This is a genomic window from Enterovirga aerilata (assembly GCF_013044135.1).
In the GTDB taxonomy this organism is placed as follows: Bacteria; Pseudomonadota; Alphaproteobacteria; order Rhizobiales; family Beijerinckiaceae; genus Enterovirga; species Enterovirga aerilata.
Genome location: NZ_JABEPP010000002.1, coordinates 708,767 through 726,567 on the forward strand (window position 1 = coordinate 708,767; position 17,801 = coordinate 726,567).

At 69.7% G+C, this 17,801-nt stretch carries 17 protein-coding genes; 12 read left to right on the top strand and 5 right to left on the bottom strand.

Annotation, left to right across the window (positions count from 1 at the left end):
* Positions 1 to 16 precede the first annotated feature (16 nt).
* Entirely contained in the window at positions 17 to 1,648 is a 1,632-nt protein-coding gene (locus HJG44_RS08735; protein WP_171217939.1) for a B12-binding domain-containing radical SAM protein, read from the top strand.
* Positions 1,649 to 1,670: 22 nt separating this feature from the next.
* Here HJG44_RS08735 and HJG44_RS08740 read toward each other — a convergent pair whose 3' ends face one another.
* A complete protein-coding gene (locus HJG44_RS08740) occupies positions 1,671 to 1,910 on the bottom strand; it encodes a hypothetical protein (protein ID WP_171217940.1) in 240 nt (79 codons plus the stop codon).
* Positions 1,911 to 2,129: 219 nt separating this feature from the next.
* On the opposite strand from HJG44_RS08740, the gene HJG44_RS08745 reads away from it, so the two are divergent.
* The 8 genes from HJG44_RS08745 (at position 2,130) to HJG44_RS08775 (ending at position 11,098) form a co-directional block, all read left to right on the top strand.
* Complete coding sequence (locus HJG44_RS08745) at positions 2,130 to 3,836, top strand: SulP family inorganic anion transporter (protein ID WP_171217941.1); 1,707 nt, start codon at positions 2,130 to 2,132, stop codon at positions 3,834 to 3,836.
* Between the two features lie 98 nt (positions 3,837 to 3,934).
* A complete protein-coding gene (locus tag HJG44_RS08750; RefSeq protein WP_246736117.1) occupies positions 3,935 to 4,777 on the top strand; it encodes an ImuA family protein in 843 nt (280 codons plus the stop codon).
* Entirely contained in the window at positions 4,728 to 6,146 is a 1,419-nt protein-coding gene (locus HJG44_RS08755; RefSeq protein WP_346767136.1) for a Y-family DNA polymerase, read from the top strand. Before HJG44_RS08750 ends, HJG44_RS08755 begins: the two co-directional genes overlap by 50 nt.
* 49 nt (positions 6,147 to 6,195) lie before the next feature.
* Positions 6,196 to 6,438: a FitA-like ribbon-helix-helix domain-containing protein gene (locus tag HJG44_RS08760; RefSeq protein ID WP_171217943.1), complete on the top strand. Its 243-nt coding sequence runs from the start codon at positions 6,196 to 6,198 to the stop codon at positions 6,436 to 6,438.
* Positions 6,435 to 6,590 (top strand): PIN domain-containing protein, encoded by a 156-nt coding sequence (locus HJG44_RS23360; RefSeq protein WP_210260989.1) that lies wholly within the window; start codon positions 6,435 to 6,437, stop codon positions 6,588 to 6,590. The genes HJG44_RS08760 and HJG44_RS23360 overlap by 4 nt, the downstream gene beginning before the upstream one ends.
* A 69-nt stretch (positions 6,591 to 6,659) precedes the next feature.
* Positions 6,660 to 6,851, top strand: a complete 192-nt coding sequence (locus tag HJG44_RS24370) for a PIN domain-containing protein (RefSeq protein WP_430395051.1) — start codon at positions 6,660 to 6,662, stop codon at positions 6,849 to 6,851.
* Positions 6,852 to 6,876: 25 nt separating this feature from the next.
* Entirely contained in the window at positions 6,877 to 10,347 is a 3,471-nt protein-coding gene (locus HJG44_RS08770) for an error-prone DNA polymerase (protein ID WP_171217944.1), read from the top strand.
* A gap of 292 nt (positions 10,348 to 10,639) precedes the next feature.
* Entirely contained in the window at positions 10,640 to 11,098 is a 459-nt protein-coding gene (locus tag HJG44_RS08775; protein ID WP_171217945.1) for a hypothetical protein, read from the top strand.
* Between the two features lie 82 nt (positions 11,099 to 11,180).
* Here HJG44_RS08775 and aptA read toward each other — a convergent pair whose 3' ends face one another.
* The gene (gene aptA / locus HJG44_RS08780) at positions 11,181 to 12,533 is read right to left on the bottom strand and encodes an omega-aminotransferase AptA (RefSeq protein WP_171217946.1); all 1,353 of its coding nucleotides are present in this window, start codon (positions 12,531 to 12,533) and stop codon (positions 11,181 to 11,183) included.
* A gap of 85 nt (positions 12,534 to 12,618) precedes the next feature.
* Positions 12,619 to 12,840, bottom strand: coding sequence for a heavy metal transporter (locus tag HJG44_RS08785; RefSeq protein ID WP_171217947.1), 222 nt, complete (start codon positions 12,838 to 12,840; stop codon positions 12,619 to 12,621).
* A gap of 202 nt (positions 12,841 to 13,042) precedes the next feature.
* Between HJG44_RS08785 and HJG44_RS08790 the strand changes: the two genes are divergently transcribed.
* Both HJG44_RS08790 and HJG44_RS08795 read left to right on the top strand, forming a co-directional pair.
* Positions 13,043 to 14,491, top strand: a complete 1,449-nt coding sequence (locus HJG44_RS08790; RefSeq protein ID WP_171217948.1) for an EAL domain-containing protein — start codon at positions 13,043 to 13,045, stop codon at positions 14,489 to 14,491.
* A 42-nt stretch (positions 14,492 to 14,533) separates the two neighbouring features.
* Positions 14,534 to 15,433 (top strand): TIGR01459 family HAD-type hydrolase, encoded by a 900-nt coding sequence (locus HJG44_RS08795; protein WP_171217949.1) that lies wholly within the window; start codon positions 14,534 to 14,536, stop codon positions 15,431 to 15,433.
* A 22-nt stretch (positions 15,434 to 15,455) separates the two neighbouring features.
* Here HJG44_RS08795 and HJG44_RS08800 read toward each other — a convergent pair whose 3' ends face one another.
* A complete protein-coding gene (locus tag HJG44_RS08800) occupies positions 15,456 to 16,088 on the bottom strand; it encodes a chemotaxis protein (RefSeq protein ID WP_171217950.1) in 633 nt (210 codons plus the stop codon).
* Positions 16,076 to 16,459 carry a response regulator gene (locus HJG44_RS08805; RefSeq protein ID WP_171217951.1) on the bottom strand — a complete coding sequence of 128 codons (384 nt, stop codon included), beginning with the start codon at positions 16,457 to 16,459 and terminating at the stop codon, positions 16,076 to 16,078. Before HJG44_RS08805 ends, HJG44_RS08800 begins: the two co-directional genes overlap by 13 nt.
* A 164-nt stretch (positions 16,460 to 16,623) precedes the next feature.
* Between HJG44_RS08805 and HJG44_RS08810 the strand changes: the two genes are divergently transcribed.
* Positions 16,624 to 17,616: a bifunctional riboflavin kinase/FAD synthetase gene (locus tag HJG44_RS08810; RefSeq protein ID WP_171217952.1), complete on the top strand. Its 993-nt coding sequence runs from the start codon at positions 16,624 to 16,626 to the stop codon at positions 17,614 to 17,616.
* The last annotated feature ends 185 nt before the right edge of the window (positions 17,617 to 17,801 follow it).

A 17,801-nucleotide genomic window follows, 5' to 3' on the forward strand; every position in this document is an offset into this window, starting at 1 on the left:
CGAGAGGAGCGATCGATTGCGCTGTCAGGTCCAGGTCAGGAGCACGCGGCGGATACTCTGCGTCTTCCCCGCCTATACGCCGTCCTTCGGAACCTTCGCGCATGCATATCCCCTGATGGGCGGGGTGAAGGCCTTCATGCCGCCGCAGGGGCTTCTCCTGATCGCCGCCTACCTCCCGGAGGGCTGGCCCGTCCGTTTCATCGACGAGAACATCGCGCCCGCCAGCGAGCGCGACTTCGCCTGGGCCGACGTGGTCCTGGTGAGCGGGATGCATGTCCAGGTCGAGCAGATCAACGACATCCGGCGGCGCGCCCAGGCCGCCGGTAAGGTGGCCGTCCTCGGCGGCCCCTCGGCATCGGGCGCGCCCGAATGGTACGGCAAGTTCGACTATCTCCACCTTGGCGAGATGGGGGACGCGACCGATCAGCTCGTGGCACTCCTGGACGAGAGCGTCGCGCGCCCGCCGCGCCAGGTCCGGCTCGAGACGCAGGAGCGTCTGCCGCTCTGCGACTTCCCGCAGCCCGCCTATGACAGGGTGCCGCTCAAGCGCTACCTGATTGGGAGCCTGCAATTCTCGAGCGGCTGCCCCTATCGCTGCGAATTCTGCGACATCCCGGCGCTCTACGGCCGGCAGCCGCGGCTCAAGACGCCCGAGCAGCTTCTCGCCGAGCTCGACCTCATCCTCCGCCAGCCGGTCCGGCCGGCCGTCGTCTACTTCGTCGACGACAATTTCATCGGCAACCGCAAGGCGACGCGGGACATGCTGCCGCATCTCGTCGCGTGGCAGAAGGCGAACGGCTATCCGCTCCAGTTCGCCTGCGAGGCGACCCTGAATCTCGCCCAGCAGCCCGAGATCCTGGCGATGATGCGGGAGGCGAACTTCATCACGGTCTTCGTCGGGATCGAGACCCCCGATGCGGACGCGCTCCGGCGCATCGACAAGGGCCACAACGCCAAGCTGCCGATCCTGGAATCGATCGACACGATCAACAGCTACGGCATGGAGGTCACGTCGGGCATCATCATGGGGCTCGACACGGACAGCCCGGAGAGCGAGGCCCGGCTGCGGGACTTCGTCGACGCCTCGCACGTGCCCGTGCTGACCATCAACCTGCTCCAGGCGCTGCCGAAGACGCCGCTGTGGGACCGCCTCGAGAAGGCGGGGCGGCTCGATCCGGACCCTTCACGCGAATCGAACGTGCGCTTTCTGATGCCCTACGACGAGGTGATCGCGGCCTGGCGGCGCTGCATCGCGCACGCCTACACGCCGGAGCGCCTGTTCGCGCGCTTCATCCACCAGATGGAGGCGACCTACGCCCACCGCGTGAAGGTCCCGGTCCGGAGCCAGCTGACCCTTGCCAATCTTCGGCGCGCGCTCGTTCTCGGCTTCAACATAGCGCTTCGGGTCGGGCTCCTGTCCGACTACCGCCGGGCGTTCTGGCGCGCTGCCCGCGAGGCGATCCGCCGCGGGCAGGTCGAGGCCGTCTTCAACATGGGCTTCGTCGCCCACCACATGATCCGCTTCACCCAGGAGGCACTGGCCGGAGAGCAGAACGCCTCCTTCTATGCCGTCCGCACCGAAGCGCCCGGCCGGCAGGCCAAACGACACGGCCTGAAGGCGGCCCTAAGCTTCAGGCGCGCGGCGTAGCCGCCAGGAGCGGCCCGGCGCGTCAGCGGCGCCGGCCTTCCGGGTTCTTCTTCGAGAACGATGCGATGGCGGACTGGCAGCGCGGCGACAGCTCCTTCAGCCGCTGCTGGAAGCACTGCTCCACCTGCGGCGTGTTCGGGTCGAACATCGAGCAGAACCGCATGTAGTCGTTCGTGCAGTACTGCCGGAAGGTCGCCTCCTCCTGCGGGCTCATGGCAGTGGCCGAGGTCGCCACGCCGGCCGCGACCGCCAGAGCGGCCATTCTGATCCGGGTCAAAGACATGCACTCACCTTGCTTCGTATCTCGGCGCGTTCATACGCTAACCCGATGGGAACCGTAAGGTTCGGGCGCTGCGTGGGGCCGTCCTGTTTCGGCCTGATGTCGCGTATCCCCGGTCTGGGCTGAACGAACGCAGGAGGTCGGGTTCGAGATGAAGACGAGGTCCGAGGCCTGTCCCCACGACGAGATGCGGGGAGCCTGATGCACGCCGCCCTCGCCCGCCCGACCTTCACCGAGCTCTTCACGCCGAAGCTCGTCACCGTCCTGCGCGGACCTTACGGCCTTGCCGACCTGCGGGCCGATGCGGTCGCCGGCCTGACGGTCGCCATCGTCGCCCTCCCCCTGTCCATGGCGATCGCCATCGCCTCGGGCGTCACGCCGGACCGCGGTCTCTATGCCGCGATCGTCGGCGGCTTCGTCGTCTCCGCGCTCGGCGGCAGCCGGTTCCAGATCGGCGGGCCCGCGGGCGCCTTCATCGTGCTGGTCGCCGCGACGGTCGAGCGCCACGGCGTCGATGGCCTGATCCTCGCGACCTTTCTGTCCGGCCTCATCCTCACCGCGATCGGCCTCCTCCGGCTCGGCACCTTCATCAAGTACATCCCCTACCCGGTCACGATCGGCTTCACGGCCGGCATCGCGGTCATCATCTTCGCGAGCCAGCTCAAGGACCTGCTCGGCCTTCGGCTCGACAGGGAGCCGGGGCCGCTCCTGCCGAAGCTCGCGGCGATCTGGAGCGCCCTGCCGAGCCTCAGCCTCCCGGCTCTCGGCATCGCCGTCCTGACGATCGCGACGATCCTCACGCTGCGCCGGGTCCGGCCGCACTGGCCGGGACTCCTCGTCGCGGTGGCCCTCGCGACCGTGCTCGCGGCCCTCGCCGGCCTGCCGGTGGAGACGATCGGGACGCGGTTCGGTGGGATCCCGCGCTCCCTGCCGATGCCGCAGCTTCCCGCGTTCTCCCTGGACCGCATCGTCGAGATCCTGCCCGCAGCGGCCTCCTTCGCGCTGCTAGGCGGGATCGAGAGCCTCCTGTCGGCGGTGGTGGCCGACAGCATGAGCGGCGGCCGGCACCGGTCGAACTGCGAGTTGGTGGCCCAGGGCGCGGCGAACGTCGCCTCGTCCCTGTTCGGGGGCATCTGCGTCACCGGCACCATCGCCCGCACGGCGACCAACGTGCGCAGCGGCGCGCGCGGGCCGGTCGCCGGCATGCTCCACTCCCTCTTCCTGCTCGCCTTCATGCTGGTCGCCGCACCGCTCGCCTCCTTCATCCCGCTCTCGGCCCTCGCGGCCGTCCTTGCGATCGTCGCCTGGAACATGGCGGAGAAGCACGAGATCGCGGCACTCCTGCGCGCGCATCGCGGCGAGGCGGTCGTGATGGTCGCAACCTTCCTGGTCGTGATCTTCCGCGATCTCACCGAAGGCATCCTCGTCGGCTTCGGCCTCGGGGCCCTCCTCTTCCTCCACCGGATGTCCGGCGCGTTGGAGATCAAGGCGGCGCCGATCGCCGCGCCCGACCGGCCGGACAGGCAGCGTACGGAAGCACGGCGCGACGACGAGATCGCCGGCGCGGACCGGGATATCCTCGTCTTCCGCATCTCGGGCGCCTTCTTCTTCGGCTCCGCTGCGGCCGTCTCCGCCGTGCTGGACCGGATCGGCGAGCATCCGCGCGCCTATGTGCTCGACCTCTCGGCCGTGCCCTGGCTCGACAGCACCGCCGCCATGGCCCTGCACGGCTTCGCCCGGAAGGCGGCGCGGAGCGGCGCAGCCCTCTACGTTACGGGCGCGACGCCGGCCGCCCGCCGCATGCTGCTGACGCACGGCCTGCGGCCGCCGGTCACGCGCTACCGCACCACCTTGGAAGAAGGGATGGAAGCCGCCCGCGCCCTGCGGGACGGAGACGGCGCCGAGTAGTGCGTTCGATTCTCGCCTCCCGCGGCCGATTGACTCGGGAGAGCGATTTAGAACAAAATAGGAACAACACTTATCCGGGACCTCTTCTCGAGCAAGGCATGGAGCATGCCGGGCACAATGCCGCTTTGTCCGATCTGCGCCGCCGGATCGTCGGGCTCGACCGCTCCGCCCGGGCGAAGAGGTCGGCGCTCGCCTTCGGGATCGAGGGGATCGACAACCACCTTCCCTGGCGCGGGCTGCCGCTCGGCACCCTGCACGAATTCGCCGAAAGCGGTCTCGAGTCCGAGCATGTCGCGGCCGCGACGCTCTTCATCGGGGGGTGCCTGGCGCGCACGAAGGGCACGATCCTGTGGTGCCTCCGCGGGCGCGATCTCTTCGCGCCCGCCCTCGCTTCAGTCGGGCTGCATCCCGACCGGGTCATCTATGTCGAGACCTGGAAGGACGCCGAGGTCCTGCCCGCCATGGAGGAGGCGCTCCGGCATGGCGGGCTCGCCGGGGTCGTGGGCGAGGTGGCGCATCTATCGCTCGTCGCCTCGCGCCGGCTGCAGCTCGCGGCCGAGAGCTCGGGCGTGCCGGCCTTCGCGCTCCGGCGCTGGCACACCGATGCCGAGCGCGCCTCGGCAAGCGAGCCGAACGCCGCCTTTACCCGCTGGCGCATCGCGCCGGCCCCCTCCCCGCCGCCCCCCGTGCCCGGCCTCGCCCGCGCCCGCTGGCGCGTGGATCTCCTCCGCTGCCGCGGCGCCGAGCCGCATTCCTGGATCGTTGAGGCCTGCGATGCCAAGGGTCGTCTCGCTCTTCCTGCCGTGCTTCCCGACCGACCGGATCGCGCGCCTCGCCCGGCGGCAGCGCAGGGCGGCGGAGGCGGACGCCCCCTCCCCGTCGCGGCCGACGGTGACCGCGGCCCGCGACGGGTCGCGGCGGCTCGTCGCCGCGGCGGATGAGGCGGCGCTCGCGATCGGGCTCAGGCCTGGACAGACGATCGCGCATGCCCAGGCCTCCGTCCCGGGCCTTGTCGTGGTCGAGGCGGAGCCGGAGGCCGACCTCCTGGCGCTCGGCGAGCTCGCCCGCTGGTGCGGGCGCTATTCGCCCGTGGTCCAGGCCGACCCACCGGACGGCGTGCTGATCGACATCGCGGGCTCGTCCCATCTCTTCGGCGGCGAGACGGGAGCCGTGCGCGACCTCCTGCGCCGCGTCCGGCGATCCGGCTATTCGGCCCATGCCAGCCTCGCCGACACGCCCGGTGCCGCCTGGGCCGTGGCGAGGTTCGGCGGGGGCGGCATCGTGCCGACGGGAGGGGCCGCGAAGGCCGTCGCGCCGCTGCCGGTCGCGGCCCTGCGGCTCGAGGGCGAGACCTGCCGCGCGCTGGCGCTGCTCGGGGTGGAGCGGGTCGGCCAGCTCGCCGCCCTGCCCCGGGCGCAGCTGACCCGGCGCTTCGTCCGTACCCTGTTCGAGCGCTACGAACGGGTGACCGGCCTCGCCCCGGACCCGCTGGCGCCGATCGTGCCGCGCGAGGCCCCCTGCGTCCGGCGCGCCTTCCCCGAGCCGCTCGGCCATCTCGACGCGCTCGCGGCCGCGCTGGAGCGGTTGACCGGGGAGCTCTGCCGCGAGCTGGAGCGGCGCGGCGAGGGCCTGCGCCTGCTCGACACGATCCTCCGCCGCGTCGACGGCCAGCCGGTGTCGTTGCGGGTCGGCGCCTCGCTGCCGACCCGCGATCCGGCCCATTGCGTTCGCCTCGTCGGCGAGCGTCTGCAGACGGTCGATCCGGGCTTCGGCATCGACGAGATGGCGCTTCTCGCCGCCCGCGTGGAACCGCTCCGCGCCCGGCAGGAAGAGGCGGTCGCGACGCTCGAGGCGGAAACCCGCGATGCGGCGGCGCTCGCGCCCCTGGTCGACAGGCTCGGTGTCCGGCTCGGGACCGAGCGCGTGTTCCGAGCGGCGCCCGTCGAGAGCAGGGTGCCGGAACGGTCGGTCAAGCGCGTACCCGCGCTCGCGCCGGTAACCGGCATCTCGTGGCCGGAAGCTTTGCCGCGGCCCTCCCGTATCATCGACCCGCCGGAGGAGGTGCGCGCGACGGCGCTGCTGCCGGATTACCCGCCGAAATCGTTCGTGTGGCGGCGCGTGCGCTACAATGTGGCCTCGGCCGACGGCCCCGAGCGGGTGCACGGCGAATGGTGGATCTCCGACGCCAAGATGGCGGAGCTGCGAGACTATTACCGCGTGGAGGACGAGAAAGGCCGCCGCTTCTGGCTGTTCCGCAACGCGCCGACGCCCGAGGGCACGCGCTGGTGGCTGCACGGGCGCTTCACGTGAGGCCGCCTCCCTATGTTAGTGTTCGTTGGACATCGCAGGAGGGGACGGCATGGCATCCCTCACCATCGACAACCTCGAGGACAGCCTCCTCTCGCGCCTGCGGGCGCGGGCGGACGCGCACGGCACCTCCGTCGAGGAGGAGGCTGCGGCGATTCTCAAGGTCACACTTGACCAGGAAAATCCTGGCGAGAGACTTGTTCGCGTGTTCCGAGAGGAATTCGGACGGCTGGGCGGAGTGGATCTCGAGCTGCCACCGCGTCAGTCCGGTTGGAAGCCGCCGGTTTTCGAGTGATCATCCTCGACACGAACGTTATTTCGGAGCTGATGCGGGTCAGCCCCGAGCCGAAAGTTATCGAGTGGCTGGCTCGTCATGGGAACGAAGGCCTCTCCACGACCGCAATAACGAAAGCCGAGATACTGGCCGGCATAGCCGTCCTGCCGTAGGGAAAGCGGCGGAGAGAGCTGGAAGCGAGTGCCAGCCGTGCATTTGCGCACGCCTTTCTAACCGACATTCTGCCTTTCAACGAACAGGCAGCTCCACATTTCGCAGCCGTTATCACAGCGCGCCGTGGCCACGACAAGATTGCGGATGCCATGATCGCCGCGATCACACGCCTGCACGGCGCCGCCATCGCAACCCGCGACGTAAAGGACTTTGCGGATTGCGGGACTGTGGTCCGCAATCCCTGGACCGAGACCATCTAAACAGACGTCGCACGGCTCGGCGGCCATGATCCCCGAGCTCCAGGTCACCACGCATTTCTCCTTCCTGCGCGGGGCGTCCTCCCCGGAGGAGCTGTTCGCGGCGGCCGCGCTCCTCGGCATCCCGGCGCTCGGGATCGTCGATCGCGGCTCGCTCGCCGGGATCGTGCGCTGCTGGGAGGCGGCGAAGACGACGGGCGTGCGCATGGTCGCCGGCACGCGGCTCGATCTCGTGCGAGATCCCGGGCGGTTGAAGCCGGGCGACGAGGTGCCGCCGGCCGAGCGGGACGCCTCGCTTCTCGTCTATCCGACCGACCTCGCGGCCTATTCGCGTCTGACGCGGCTGCTCTCCGTCGGCAAAGCACGCGCGGGCAAGGGCAGGTGCCATCTCACCTGGGACGACCTGCCCGCATGGAGCGAGGGCCTCCACGCGATCCTGCTGACGGACCGCCCGAACGCGGCGCTGGAAGCCGACCTCGCGCGGCTGCGCGAGACCTTCGGACGGCGCGCCTCCTGCGCCCTGACCCGCCGCTTCCGCCCGGACGACCAGCTTCATCTCGACGGGGTCGCGGCCATGGCTGCCGCGGCGCGGGTGAGGATGGTGGCAACCGGCGACATCCTCTATCATTGCCCGGAGCGGCGCATCCTGCAGGATGTCGTCACCTGCATCCGGCTCGGCCTGAAGATCGACGAGGCCGGTTTCGCGCTCGAGCACCATGCCGACCGGCACCTGCGGAGCCCGGCCGAGACCGAGCGGCTCTTCGAGCGCTATCCCGAGGCCCTCGCCCGCGCGGTCGAGATCGCCGACGCCTGCCGCTTCGATCTCGGCGAGCTGCGCTACCAATACCCGTCCGAGGTGGTCGAGCCAGGCCTCTCGGCGCAGGAGACGCTCGAGCGGCTGACCTGGGCGGCCGCCGCCGGCCGCTATAAGGGAGAGGTCCCCAAGAAGGAGAGCAGCCAGCTCCGGCACGAGCTGAAGCTCATCCGGGAACTCGACTACGCGCCCTATTTCCTCACCGTGCATGCGATCGTGCAGGCGGCTCGCAGCATGGACCCGCCGATCCTCTGCCAGGGTCGCGGCTCGGCCGCGAATTCCCTCGTCTGCTTCGTGCTCGGGCTCACCTCCATCGACCCGATGGAGAAGGACCTGCTCTTCGAGCGCTTCGTCTCGATGGAGCGGCGCGAGCCGCCCGACATCGATGTCGATTTCGAGCACGAGCGCCGCGAGGAGGTGATCCAGTGGGTCTACAAGACCTATGGCCGCCATCGCGCCGCGCTCTGCGCCACCGTGATCCGCTACGGCGCCCGCAGCGCCGTGCGCGAGGTCGGCAAGGTTTTGGGCCTGCCGGAGGATGTGACGGCGGCGCTCGCCGGGCTCGTCTGGGGCTGGAGCCGCGAGGGCGTCGGCCAGAAGGAGGCGACGGAGCTCGGCCTAAATCTCGCCGACCGGCACCTGCGCCTCACGCTGGAGCTAGCCCAGCAGCTCATCGACACGCCGCGCCACCTTTCGCAGCATCCCGGCGGCTTCGTGCTGACCGAGACGCGCCTCGACGATCTCGTCCCGATCGAGCCCGCCGCCATGAAGGACCGGCAGGTCATCGAATGGGACAAGGACGACATCGACGCGCTCACCTTCATGAAGGTCGACGTGCTCGGCCTCGGCATGCTCGGCTGCATGCGCCGCGCCTTCGACCTGATCGAGGAGGTCGAAGGAGTCCGGCACGATCTTTCGACCGTTCCCCAAGGAGACAAAGCGACCTACGCGATGATCCGGAAGGCCGACACGCTCGGCACATTCCAGATCGAAAGCCGCGCGCAGATGGCCATGCTGCCGCGGATGAAGCCCAAGTGCCTCTACGACCTCGTCATCCAGGTCGCGATCGTCCGCCCGGGCCCGATCCAGGGCGACATGGTCCATCCCTATCTGCGTCGGCGGGAGAATCCTGAGCTGGTGACGTATCCCACGCCGGAGCTCGAACGCGTGCTCTGGAAAACTCTCGGCGTGCCGCTCTTCCAGGAACAGGCAATGCGGGTCGCGATCGAATGTGCCGGCTTCACGCCGGGCGAGGCCGACCAGCTCCGGCGCGCCATGGCGACCTTCAAGCTCACCGGCAAGGTCTCGCTGTTCCGCGACAAGCTGATCGCCGGCATGACCGACCGCGGCTATACGCGCGACTTCGCGGAAAGGACGTTCAAGCAGATCGAGGGCTTCGGCTCGTACGGTTTTCCCGAGAGCCATGCGGCGTCCTTCGCGCTCATCGCCTACGCTTCAGCCTGGGTGAAACGCCACCACCCTGACGTCTTCCTCGCCGCGATCCTCAACTCGCAGCCGATGGGTTTCTACGCACCCGCCCAGCTCGTCCGCGACGCCCGCAACCATGGCGTCGAGGTGCTGCCGCCGGACGTGAATTTGTCCGGCTGGGATACGCGGCTGGAGGCTCCGTGTCATCCTCGGCGGTCGCGCAGCGACCGGGAAGGGGATCCAGAAGACATAGCCGAGGCTGGATCCCCTTCCCCTCCGCAGCGCTGGCGCGCCGCTCCGGCCGGGGATGACAAGCGTCCTCTCATCCCCGTCCGACTCGGCCTGCGGCTGGCGAAGGGCCTCTCCAATGCGGACGGCGCCCGGATTGTCGCGGCGCGCGGCGAGCATCCCTATTCGTCGATCGAGGAGCTGTGGCGGCGCGCCGGGGTGCCGATCACCGCGCTGACGCGCCTTGCCGAGGCGGACGCCTATGGCTCGCTGAAGCTCAACCGGCGCGACGCCCTCTGGGCCATCAAGGGTCTTGCGGACGAGCCTCTCCCCCTCTTCGCGGCCGCGGATGCGCGCGAAAACCGGCTCACGCCGGAGATCGTCGAGAGCCCGGTCGCGCTCACCCCCATGAGCGAAGCCCGCAACGTCGTGGAGGATTACCGCTCGCGCGGCCTGTCGCTCCGGCGGCATCCGCTCGGATTCATGCGTGACGACCTCGCCCGGAGGGGAGCCGTGCCCTGCGCGGCGCTAAGGACCATGCGGACAGGCCGGCATGTCACGGTCGCGGGGCTCGTCCTCGTGCGGCAGAAGCCGGGCTCGGCCAAGGGTGTCATGTTCATCACCATCGAGGACGAGACGGAGGTCGCGAATCTCGTCATCTGGCCCTCGCTCTTCGAGCGCCAGCGCCGGCTCATCCTGTCGGCCGGCATGATCGCGGTCCGCGGCAAGGTACAGCGCGAGGGTGAGGTGATCCATGTCGTGGCCGACCACCTCGTCGATCTGTCGGACATGCTGCGCGGCCTCGGCGATCGACAGGACGAGGAGGCCTTCCCGCTCCGCACCGGCCGTGGCGACGAGGCCAGGCATGGCGGCTCGCCCGACCAGAGGGACGGGAATGCACGACCGCGCCCTCCCGTCCCCGACTCGGCTTCGCCCGAATCTGCCTTCGGCCGCAAGGCACGCGACATCTACATCCCGGACCTGCGGCTCGGCTCCGGCATCAAGATCCCGACGCGCGATTTCCGGTGACGGCGACATCGAGCGCAATTGCTTGCGCCCGGTCCCTCTTGCAGCCGGGCCGAGGCAAACGTGGCCGGTCCGGGGTGCAGACGCGATCTCCGCCAAGGCCCAGGGACCTGGGACTGAGGCAGAGCGGGAAGGACTGCACGTGCCCGGGTGTTCAGCCGGAAAGCCGGCACGCCCGAAACCCGCAACGAGGAGGGTCCGCCGTAGGCAACGCTCGATCCGTCCCCCGGGAGCCCTCTTCCGGCCGCCTTGGGCCGGCATAGGGGAAGCCCGACCAGAACCTGACGGAGACGCAATGGTCCGCTCGATCCTCGCCGCGACACTCGTTCTCGCCCTTTCCGCAGGCGCCGCCCTGGCCCAGCCCGCCGGACGGCCGCAGCCGGGACGGCCGCCCGCTGCACAGCCTCAGCCGCCGGCGCCGCCGCCGATCTTCCCCTGCCGGACGGAGGCGGAGACCTGCTTCCTCGGGATCGTGATCGGCTCCCAGCTCGCCGTGATCTACACCAACGCCGAGAACGCAGCGGGCCTCGATGCGAAGCCGGTGGACGTCCTCGGCGCCGACGGCGCGAAGGCCGATCTCGCTCCCCATGCGGGCCGGGTCGTGATGGTGGCGGGCACCTACGATCCGAAGACCGGCATCAAGGGTGAGGTCGTGGAGGTCGCGAGCCCTCTCGTATCGCTCAGCATCAAGGCCCAGCTCGGCGCCGAGGGTGCCGGCCCGCCGGCGCAGCAGCCCGCCCCGAAGCGCCGCTGACCCCCGCGCCCGAAACGAAGCGAGCCGGGCCTGCCCGGCTCGCGGAGACGCCCGGACGCTGCCGGACGGTCCCGCCTGCAGGTCAGGCGACCGCGCGGATCACCTTGCCAACCTTGTCGGCGATCTCGCCGATCTGGTCCTCGGTGACGATGAGCGGCGGCGAGAGCGCGATGGTATCCCCGGTCACCCGGAACATCAGCCCATATTCCTGGAAGGCGCGGTCCATCGCCTCGTAGCCGCGCTGGCCCACCGCGTCGGGCCGCGAGGCGAGGTCGACCGCTCCGACAAGGCCAATGGTGCGGATGTCGAGCACGTTCGGCAGCCCCTTCAGCGAGAAGATCGCATCCGCCCACTTGTCCTCGAGCGAGCGGGCCCGCTCGAACAGCTTCTCGTCCCGGTACACGTCGAGGGTCGCAAGCGCCGCCGCGCAGGCGAGCGGATGGCCCGAATAGGTGTAGCCGTGGAAGAGCTCGATGACGTGCTCCGGGCCCTTCATGAAGGCGTCGTAGATGCCGCGGCGGACGATGACGCCCGCCATCGGCACGGTGCCCGAGGTCACGCCCTTGGCGAAGGTGATCATGTCCGGAACGACCCCGTAGCGCTCGGCCGCGAAGGCGAAGCCTGTGCGGCCGAAGCCGGTGATGACCTCGTCGAAGATCAGGAGGATCCCGAACTTGTCGCAGATCTGGCGAAGGCGCTTCAGATAGCCCTTGGGGGGCGGCAGCACGCCCGTCGAACCGGCCATGGGCTCGACGATGACGGCCGCGATGGTGGAGGCGTCGTGCAGGGCGACGATGCGCTCGAGATCGTCGGCCAGATGCGCGCCCCATTCCGGCTCGCCGCGGGAGAAGGCCTGCTCGGCACGGTTATAGGTGTGCGGTAGGTGGTCGACGCCGGCCAGCAGCGAGCCGAAGAGCTTGCGGTTCGCCACGATGCCGCCGACCGAGATGCCGCCGAACCCGACGCCATGATAGCCGCGCTCGCGCCCGATCAGGCGGCTGCGCTGGCCCTGCCCCTGTGTGTGCCAATAGGCGATCGCGATCTTGAGCGCCGTATCGCCGGCCTCCGAGCCGGAATTGCAGAAGAAGACCTGGTCCAGGTCGCCAGGCGCGAGCTCCGCCAGCCGGCTCGCGACCGTGAAGCCCTTCGGGTGCGCGAACTGGAAGGCCGGGGCGAAGTCGAGCTCGGCGGCCTGGGCCTGAATCGCGGAGACGATCGGGTCGCGATTGTGGCCGGCGTTGACGCACCACAGACCCGCCGAACCGTCCATCACCTGGCGCCCGTCCGCCGTGTAATAGTACATGTCCTTGGCGCGGGCGACGATGCGCGGACGTGCCTTGAAGGACCGGTTGGCCGTGAACGGCAGCCACCACGAATCGAGGTCGTTCGGGTTGGTCACGTCGTTTGCGGCCCGCAGGCCCTGCGCAGGGGACATCGCTCTCCACCTCGATAGGAAGACGATCGAGCCTAACAGGTTCGCCGTGGGGCACCAATGTCCTCAGGGCATGACGGCCGGAGGGTCAGAGGGTCATCGCCTTCGCCTCGATGCCTGCGCCGGACAACGCGGCGACAATCTCGAGCGTATCCCGCCGCGTGAGTGCGTGCACGATCCCCGTCGCCGGATCGAACCGCACGCGCGCCTCGGGATCGAGGCTCCGGATCGCCGCCTCGATCGGGGCAAGGCAGTCAGGCCGCGTCACGCCGTCCACCCTCGTCTCGATCTCGCGCAGTTCGTCGCTCATCGCGTCTCCTCGCCGTCCTGGCCGCGCCGTAAGGCGAGGTCCCGCAGGACAACGCACGAGGCCGGGATTCGCGCCGGACTTCGGGGATCGGCCCTTTTCGCCCGACCGTTGCAGAACGGACTCTTTACCGCTTCCCGGCGCTCGCCGATGAACGGAAGGGGGCCACGATTCGGGGCCCGAGCGGGCGGGGGTTCGGGGGAGAATGCGGGGAACGGCGGACGGAGCCGGTTCGCTCGGCGCAGCGGCGGCCGGGGGTCTGGCGCTTGTCTGCATCGTGGGGTTGGCGCTGCATGTCGCGACACCGGTGGAGGTCGATGCAGGCGCGCTCGCCCTCGCCGCCGCGGCCGCGGCGCTGATCGGGCTGGCCTCGGTGCAGCGGCATGCCGCCCACAGCCGCGGGCAGCAGGAAAAGGTCTCGGAAGAGCTCGATCTCCTCTCCCATACGCTTCTCCGGATCGAGGCGAGCCTCGCCGCGCTCGACGGCTCCGAGACGAAGGCGAAATCGACCCTGAACGACGTCGCCGGGGACGTCCATTCGCTCAGCCAAGTGGTGAAGAGCCTTGCCGAAGCCATGGCGGCCCAGGACCGCGAACTCGGCGCCCTGAAGCTGCGGAACCAGCCCGAGACGCCCCTGAGCTACCGCGGCCTGTCCGGACCCGAGGCGTATTCCGTGCCCGGGGCCTCGCCGCCCTCGATGCTGCCCTCGTTCATCCCGGCCAGGGAAGCAGCTACGGCGGCGCTGTCCGAGAGCCTCGTTCCGCCTCCTCCCCCGCCAGGGCCGCTTGCCGGCACACGCTCGGATAGTAAGGCAGCCATGCTCGCCGCCGCCGCAGCCGGCGAGATCGATCTCCATGTCCGCCCGGTCGTGAACCTGCCGCAGCGCCGGGAGAGAATCCACGAATTGTATCCGCTCCTGCAATCGGGGAGCGGCGAGCCCTTCCTGCCTGCGGAATACCTCCCGGTGCTCCAGCGCGCCGGACGCCTGCCGGACTTCGAGGCCGGGCTCGTCGCTCGCGCTCTCGTCTTCGCGCATCGGCTCGCCACGATGGACGGGGATGGCCGCGTGAGCGTCGCCCTGTCCGGCGCCTCCCTATCCGATCAGGGTTTCCTCCGCCGCCTCGAGGCGCTCGTCGAGGATCACCAGGCCGTCGGCCGCCGACTTGTCATCGAGATCGACCAGGGCGTCTGGCGCGAGGTCGCGGCCGAGCTCGACGTCTTCGCCCGCATCCGCCGCAGCGGCGTCGGCTTCGCGCTCTCCGGGATCACCGACGAGAACCTGAACCCGCCCGCGCTCGCACGTCTCGGCGTGCGCTACGTGAAGCTCGCGGCCGAGCGGCTGATGGCCGCGATCGCGGCGGAGGGGCCGGAAGCCGACATCGTGACGCTCGTCGCGGCGCTCTCCAGGAGTGGAATCGAGGTGGTGGCGGCGGGCGTCGAGGACGAGGTGATCGTCCCGGAACTGATCGATGTCGGCGTACCGCTCGCACAGGGGCTCGCCCTGGGGCTTCCGACGCCCGCCGAAGCGGTCCTCGACCAGCCGCGGCGGACAAGCCGGCCGGCGAAGGTGTCCGCCGAGCCCGAGCCGCCGAAGCCGGACGGATCCGGCCCGTCTCAAGGGTCGCTGCGCGACTTCCTGCGCCGCGCAGGTTGAGCCGCTGTTGACTTGGACACCGCCCTCTCCTAGCGCGGCCTTGTGTCCACACAGCCTCAAGCTCGCCAGGCGGAGCTCCCCTCCGTCGAGTTCGTCACGCGTTTCGAGGCGCTTGCCCCTCGCTACGACCTTCTCCTGTGCGATGTCTGGGGCGTTCTCCATGACGGCCTGCGGGCTTTCCCGGACGCCGGCTCGGCGTTGCAGCGGTATCGGGAGGGTGGCGGCCGCGTGATCCTGGTCTCGAACGCGCCGCGTCCGGGCTCCTCGGTCGCAGCGCAGCTGGACGGGCTCGGCGTTCCGCGCGCCGCCTACGACGCCATCGTCACCTCAGGCGACCTGACGCGCGCCGCCGTGATCCGCCGCGGCGACGACCCGCTCCACCATATTGGGCCCGAGCGCGACCTGCCGCTCTTCGACGGGCTACCGGTGCGCTTCGCCTCGCTGGAGGAGGCGGACTACGTCGTCTGCACCGGCCTCTTCGACGACGAACACGAGACCGTCGCCGATTACGCGCCAACGCTGCGCAGGATGCGCGAGCGCGGGCTCTGGATGGTCTGTGCGAATCCCGACATCGTCGTCGAGCGCGGACACCAGCTCGTCCTCTGCGCCGGCGCCTTGGCCGCGGCCTACGAGGCGCTTGGCGGCGAGACCTATACGGGCGGCAAGCCGCACCGGCCGATCTACGAGGAGGCGGCGGCTCTCGGGGCGAAGCTGATCGGCCGCGATCCCTCCGCGTCACGCATCCTCGCCATCGGGGACGCGATCCGGACGGACGTCGCCGGCGGACGCTCCTTCGGCGTCGACGTGCTACTCGTCGCACGCGGGATCCATGCCGCCGATATCGGCTATCGACCGGGCAAGGTGGACGAGAGCCAGGCACTTGCCTGGCTCGCCGCGCAGGATTTCCAGCCGACCGCGCTCGCCCCTGAACTCGTCTGGTGACTTCGACCTTACGGTGCCGGCGCTATCGGAATATCTCGTCGATATCGGCCTGCTTGATCGCGGCGCCGCCGTTCTGAGGTCCCTCGACGAGAAGCACCTCGCGCCGAGCTTCGCGCATGATCGTCCGCCGATCGAAACGGTCCGCCGCGTCGGCGATCTTGACCGCTTTGGCGAAGCGCCCGAGCCGGCGCTCGACGTCCTGCAGGGTCTCCATTGCACGGTCGAGGCGCTGACCGGCAAGGTCCTCGAACGAGCAGGCCTGCATGATCTCGGTTACGCGGTCGGCCACGAAAGCGCGGTAATCGGCGTCCCTGCTGTCCCGCGCCAGGATGGCCTCGGCGGCCGCCATGATCGTCTCGGCCGCGCTTCTCGTCGCCTCGTGGACGCCGCGCAGATCGGTGATGGTCGCAGGCATGCGCTTGGCGGAAACCTCGCCGGCCTTCAGCGCCCGGATCTCCCGCTTGAGCCGGGTCACGTAGTCGGCCACCTGCCCGATCTCGCGCGCGATGAGCTCGAGCTTGCGCCGCTCCGACGGCTGGCAGCCCCGTCCCTCCCCCGCCGGATCCGGCATCGCCGGGCGCATGTCGGACGGGGTCAGATCGAGCGTCGCGGGATGCCGGAAGGCGCGGCGGAGGATGTCGGCTATGCGCCGCACACGGCCTCGATCTTGTTCTTCAGCGTCTGCGCGTTGAAGGGCTTGACGATGTAGTTGCTGGCCCCCGCCTTCTTGGCCGCGATCACGTTCTCGGTCTTGGACTCGGCCGTCACCATGATGAAGGGCGTGGATTTGAGGCGCTCGTCCGCCCGCACGTGGCGCAGGAGTTCGTAGCCGGTCATCGGCTCCATGTTCCAGTCGGAGATGACCAGCCCGTACGGCTTCCGACTCAGCTTCTCCAGCGCGGCCTTTCCGTCGGATGCCTCGTCGATATCCTCGAAGCCGAGTTGCTTCAGGAGGTTACGGATGATCCGGAGCATCGTGTCGTAGTCGTCGACGACAAGGATCGGAGTGCCGTAGTCCAAAGCCATCCTGGCGCCCCATAGAACGGTCGCCGCTGATCGACCGCGGCGTTCCGCTCCATTTAGGCGCCCGTAGGTTGCAGAGGCGTTAAGTCGATCGCCGAGCCTGCAGTCGGGATTGACCGGAGGCCCAGCATTCGCCAAGCGTCTCGCCCTCTCCCGACGACCCGGCAATGATCACGACATCCACACAGCCTGCGCGCGACCTGACCGTCTGCCGCGACGGCGACGCCGTTCCGCCGCACCTGCAAGGCGCCGTGATCGCCATCGGCAATTTCGACGGGCTGCATCGCGGTCATCAGGCGCTGGTCACCACCGCCATCGAAGGAGCGCATCGAGAGGGACGTCCGGCCGCCATCCTCACCTTCGATCCCCATCCGCGCGCCTTCTTCGCCCCGGGCGCGGCCCATTTCCGCCTGACGCCGGAGGCGGTAAAGCTGAAGATCCTCCGCGCGCTCGGGCTCGACGTCGCGTTCATCCGGCGCTTCGACGCCAGCCTCGCGGCGACGGCGGCGCGCGACTTCGTGTCAGCCCTGCTGCGGGGGGAGCTTGCCGCCAGCGCTCTGGTGGTCGGCGGCGATTTCCACTTCGGGCGGGGACGGGAGGGAACGCCGGCGGTGCTGGCCGAGCTCGCGCGGGAGAACGGTATCGGGCTCACCATGGTCGGCACCGTTGAGGCGGACGGTGCGCCCGTCTCGTCGAGCCGCATCCGCGCCGCGCTGGAGGCCGGGGACATCGCCCACGCCAACGCGCTTCTCGGCTACCGCTGGTTCGTGCGCCGGGAGATCGGACACGGCGACAAGCGTGGACGGACCCTCGGCTATCCGACAGCGAACATGAGCCTCGATCCGGGCTGCCGCCTCGCCCACGGGATCTATGCGGTGCGCGCGGCGACCGCCCCCGGCGAAGTGCGGGAGGGGGTCGCGAGCTTCGGCCGGCGGCCCACCTTCGACAACGGGGCGCCGCTCCTCGAAACCTACATCTTCGACTTCGCAGAAGATCTCTACGGTCGCGAGATCGAAATCGAGCTCGTCGGCCGGATCCGATCGGAAGAGCGCTTCGCCGACGCGGAGGCGCTCGTCGCGCAGATGAAGCGGGACGAGGCGGCAGCCCGGGAGCTGCTCGCCCGGGGCAGCTCGTCCGACCTCCGGTCCTTCATCGGGTGACAGGGCTCTGCTTCCTTAGCGCCTTTCAGACTGGTAGAAGCGCGCATTCTCAGAAGGCGGACGACCGGCTCGATGCGGTTCATCGGCGTCATCATTCGGCGAATTACCTGCCCGACCCTCGCGTGATCGCGACGGTCGGGTCGCGCTCCGTTCCGCCCTCCTCCGCCTCAGCGGCGGCCGCCTTT

Coding starts and splice junctions, on each gene's coding strand:
- HJG44_RS08810 (WP_171217952.1), top strand. CDS start 16,624: ATGATCACGACATCCACACAGCCTGCGCGCGACCTGACCGTCTGCCGC.
- aptA (WP_171217946.1), bottom strand. CDS start 12,533: ATGTCCCCTGCGCAGGGCCTGCGGGCCGCAAACGACGTGACCAACCCG.
- HJG44_RS08805 (WP_171217951.1), bottom strand. CDS start 16,459: ATGGCTTTGGACTACGGCACTCCGATCCTTGTCGTCGACGACTACGAC.
- HJG44_RS08790 (WP_171217948.1), top strand. CDS start 13,043: ATGCGGGGAACGGCGGACGGAGCCGGTTCGCTCGGCGCAGCGGCGGCC.
- HJG44_RS08770 (WP_171217944.1), top strand. CDS start 6,877: ATGATCCCCGAGCTCCAGGTCACCACGCATTTCTCCTTCCTGCGCGGG.
- HJG44_RS08740 (WP_171217940.1), bottom strand. CDS start 1,910: ATGGCCGCTCTGGCGGTCGCGGCCGGCGTGGCGACCTCGGCCACTGCC.
- HJG44_RS08785 (WP_171217947.1), bottom strand. CDS start 12,840: ATGAGCGACGAACTGCGCGAGATCGAGACGAGGGTGGACGGCGTGACG.
- HJG44_RS08760 (WP_171217943.1), top strand. CDS start 6,196: ATGGCATCCCTCACCATCGACAACCTCGAGGACAGCCTCCTCTCGCGC.
- HJG44_RS08750 (WP_246736117.1), top strand. CDS start 3,935: ATGGAGCATGCCGGGCACAATGCCGCTTTGTCCGATCTGCGCCGCCGG.
- HJG44_RS08745 (WP_171217941.1), top strand. CDS start 2,130: ATGCACGCCGCCCTCGCCCGCCCGACCTTCACCGAGCTCTTCACGCCG.
- HJG44_RS08775 (WP_171217945.1), top strand. CDS start 10,640: ATGGTCCGCTCGATCCTCGCCGCGACACTCGTTCTCGCCCTTTCCGCA.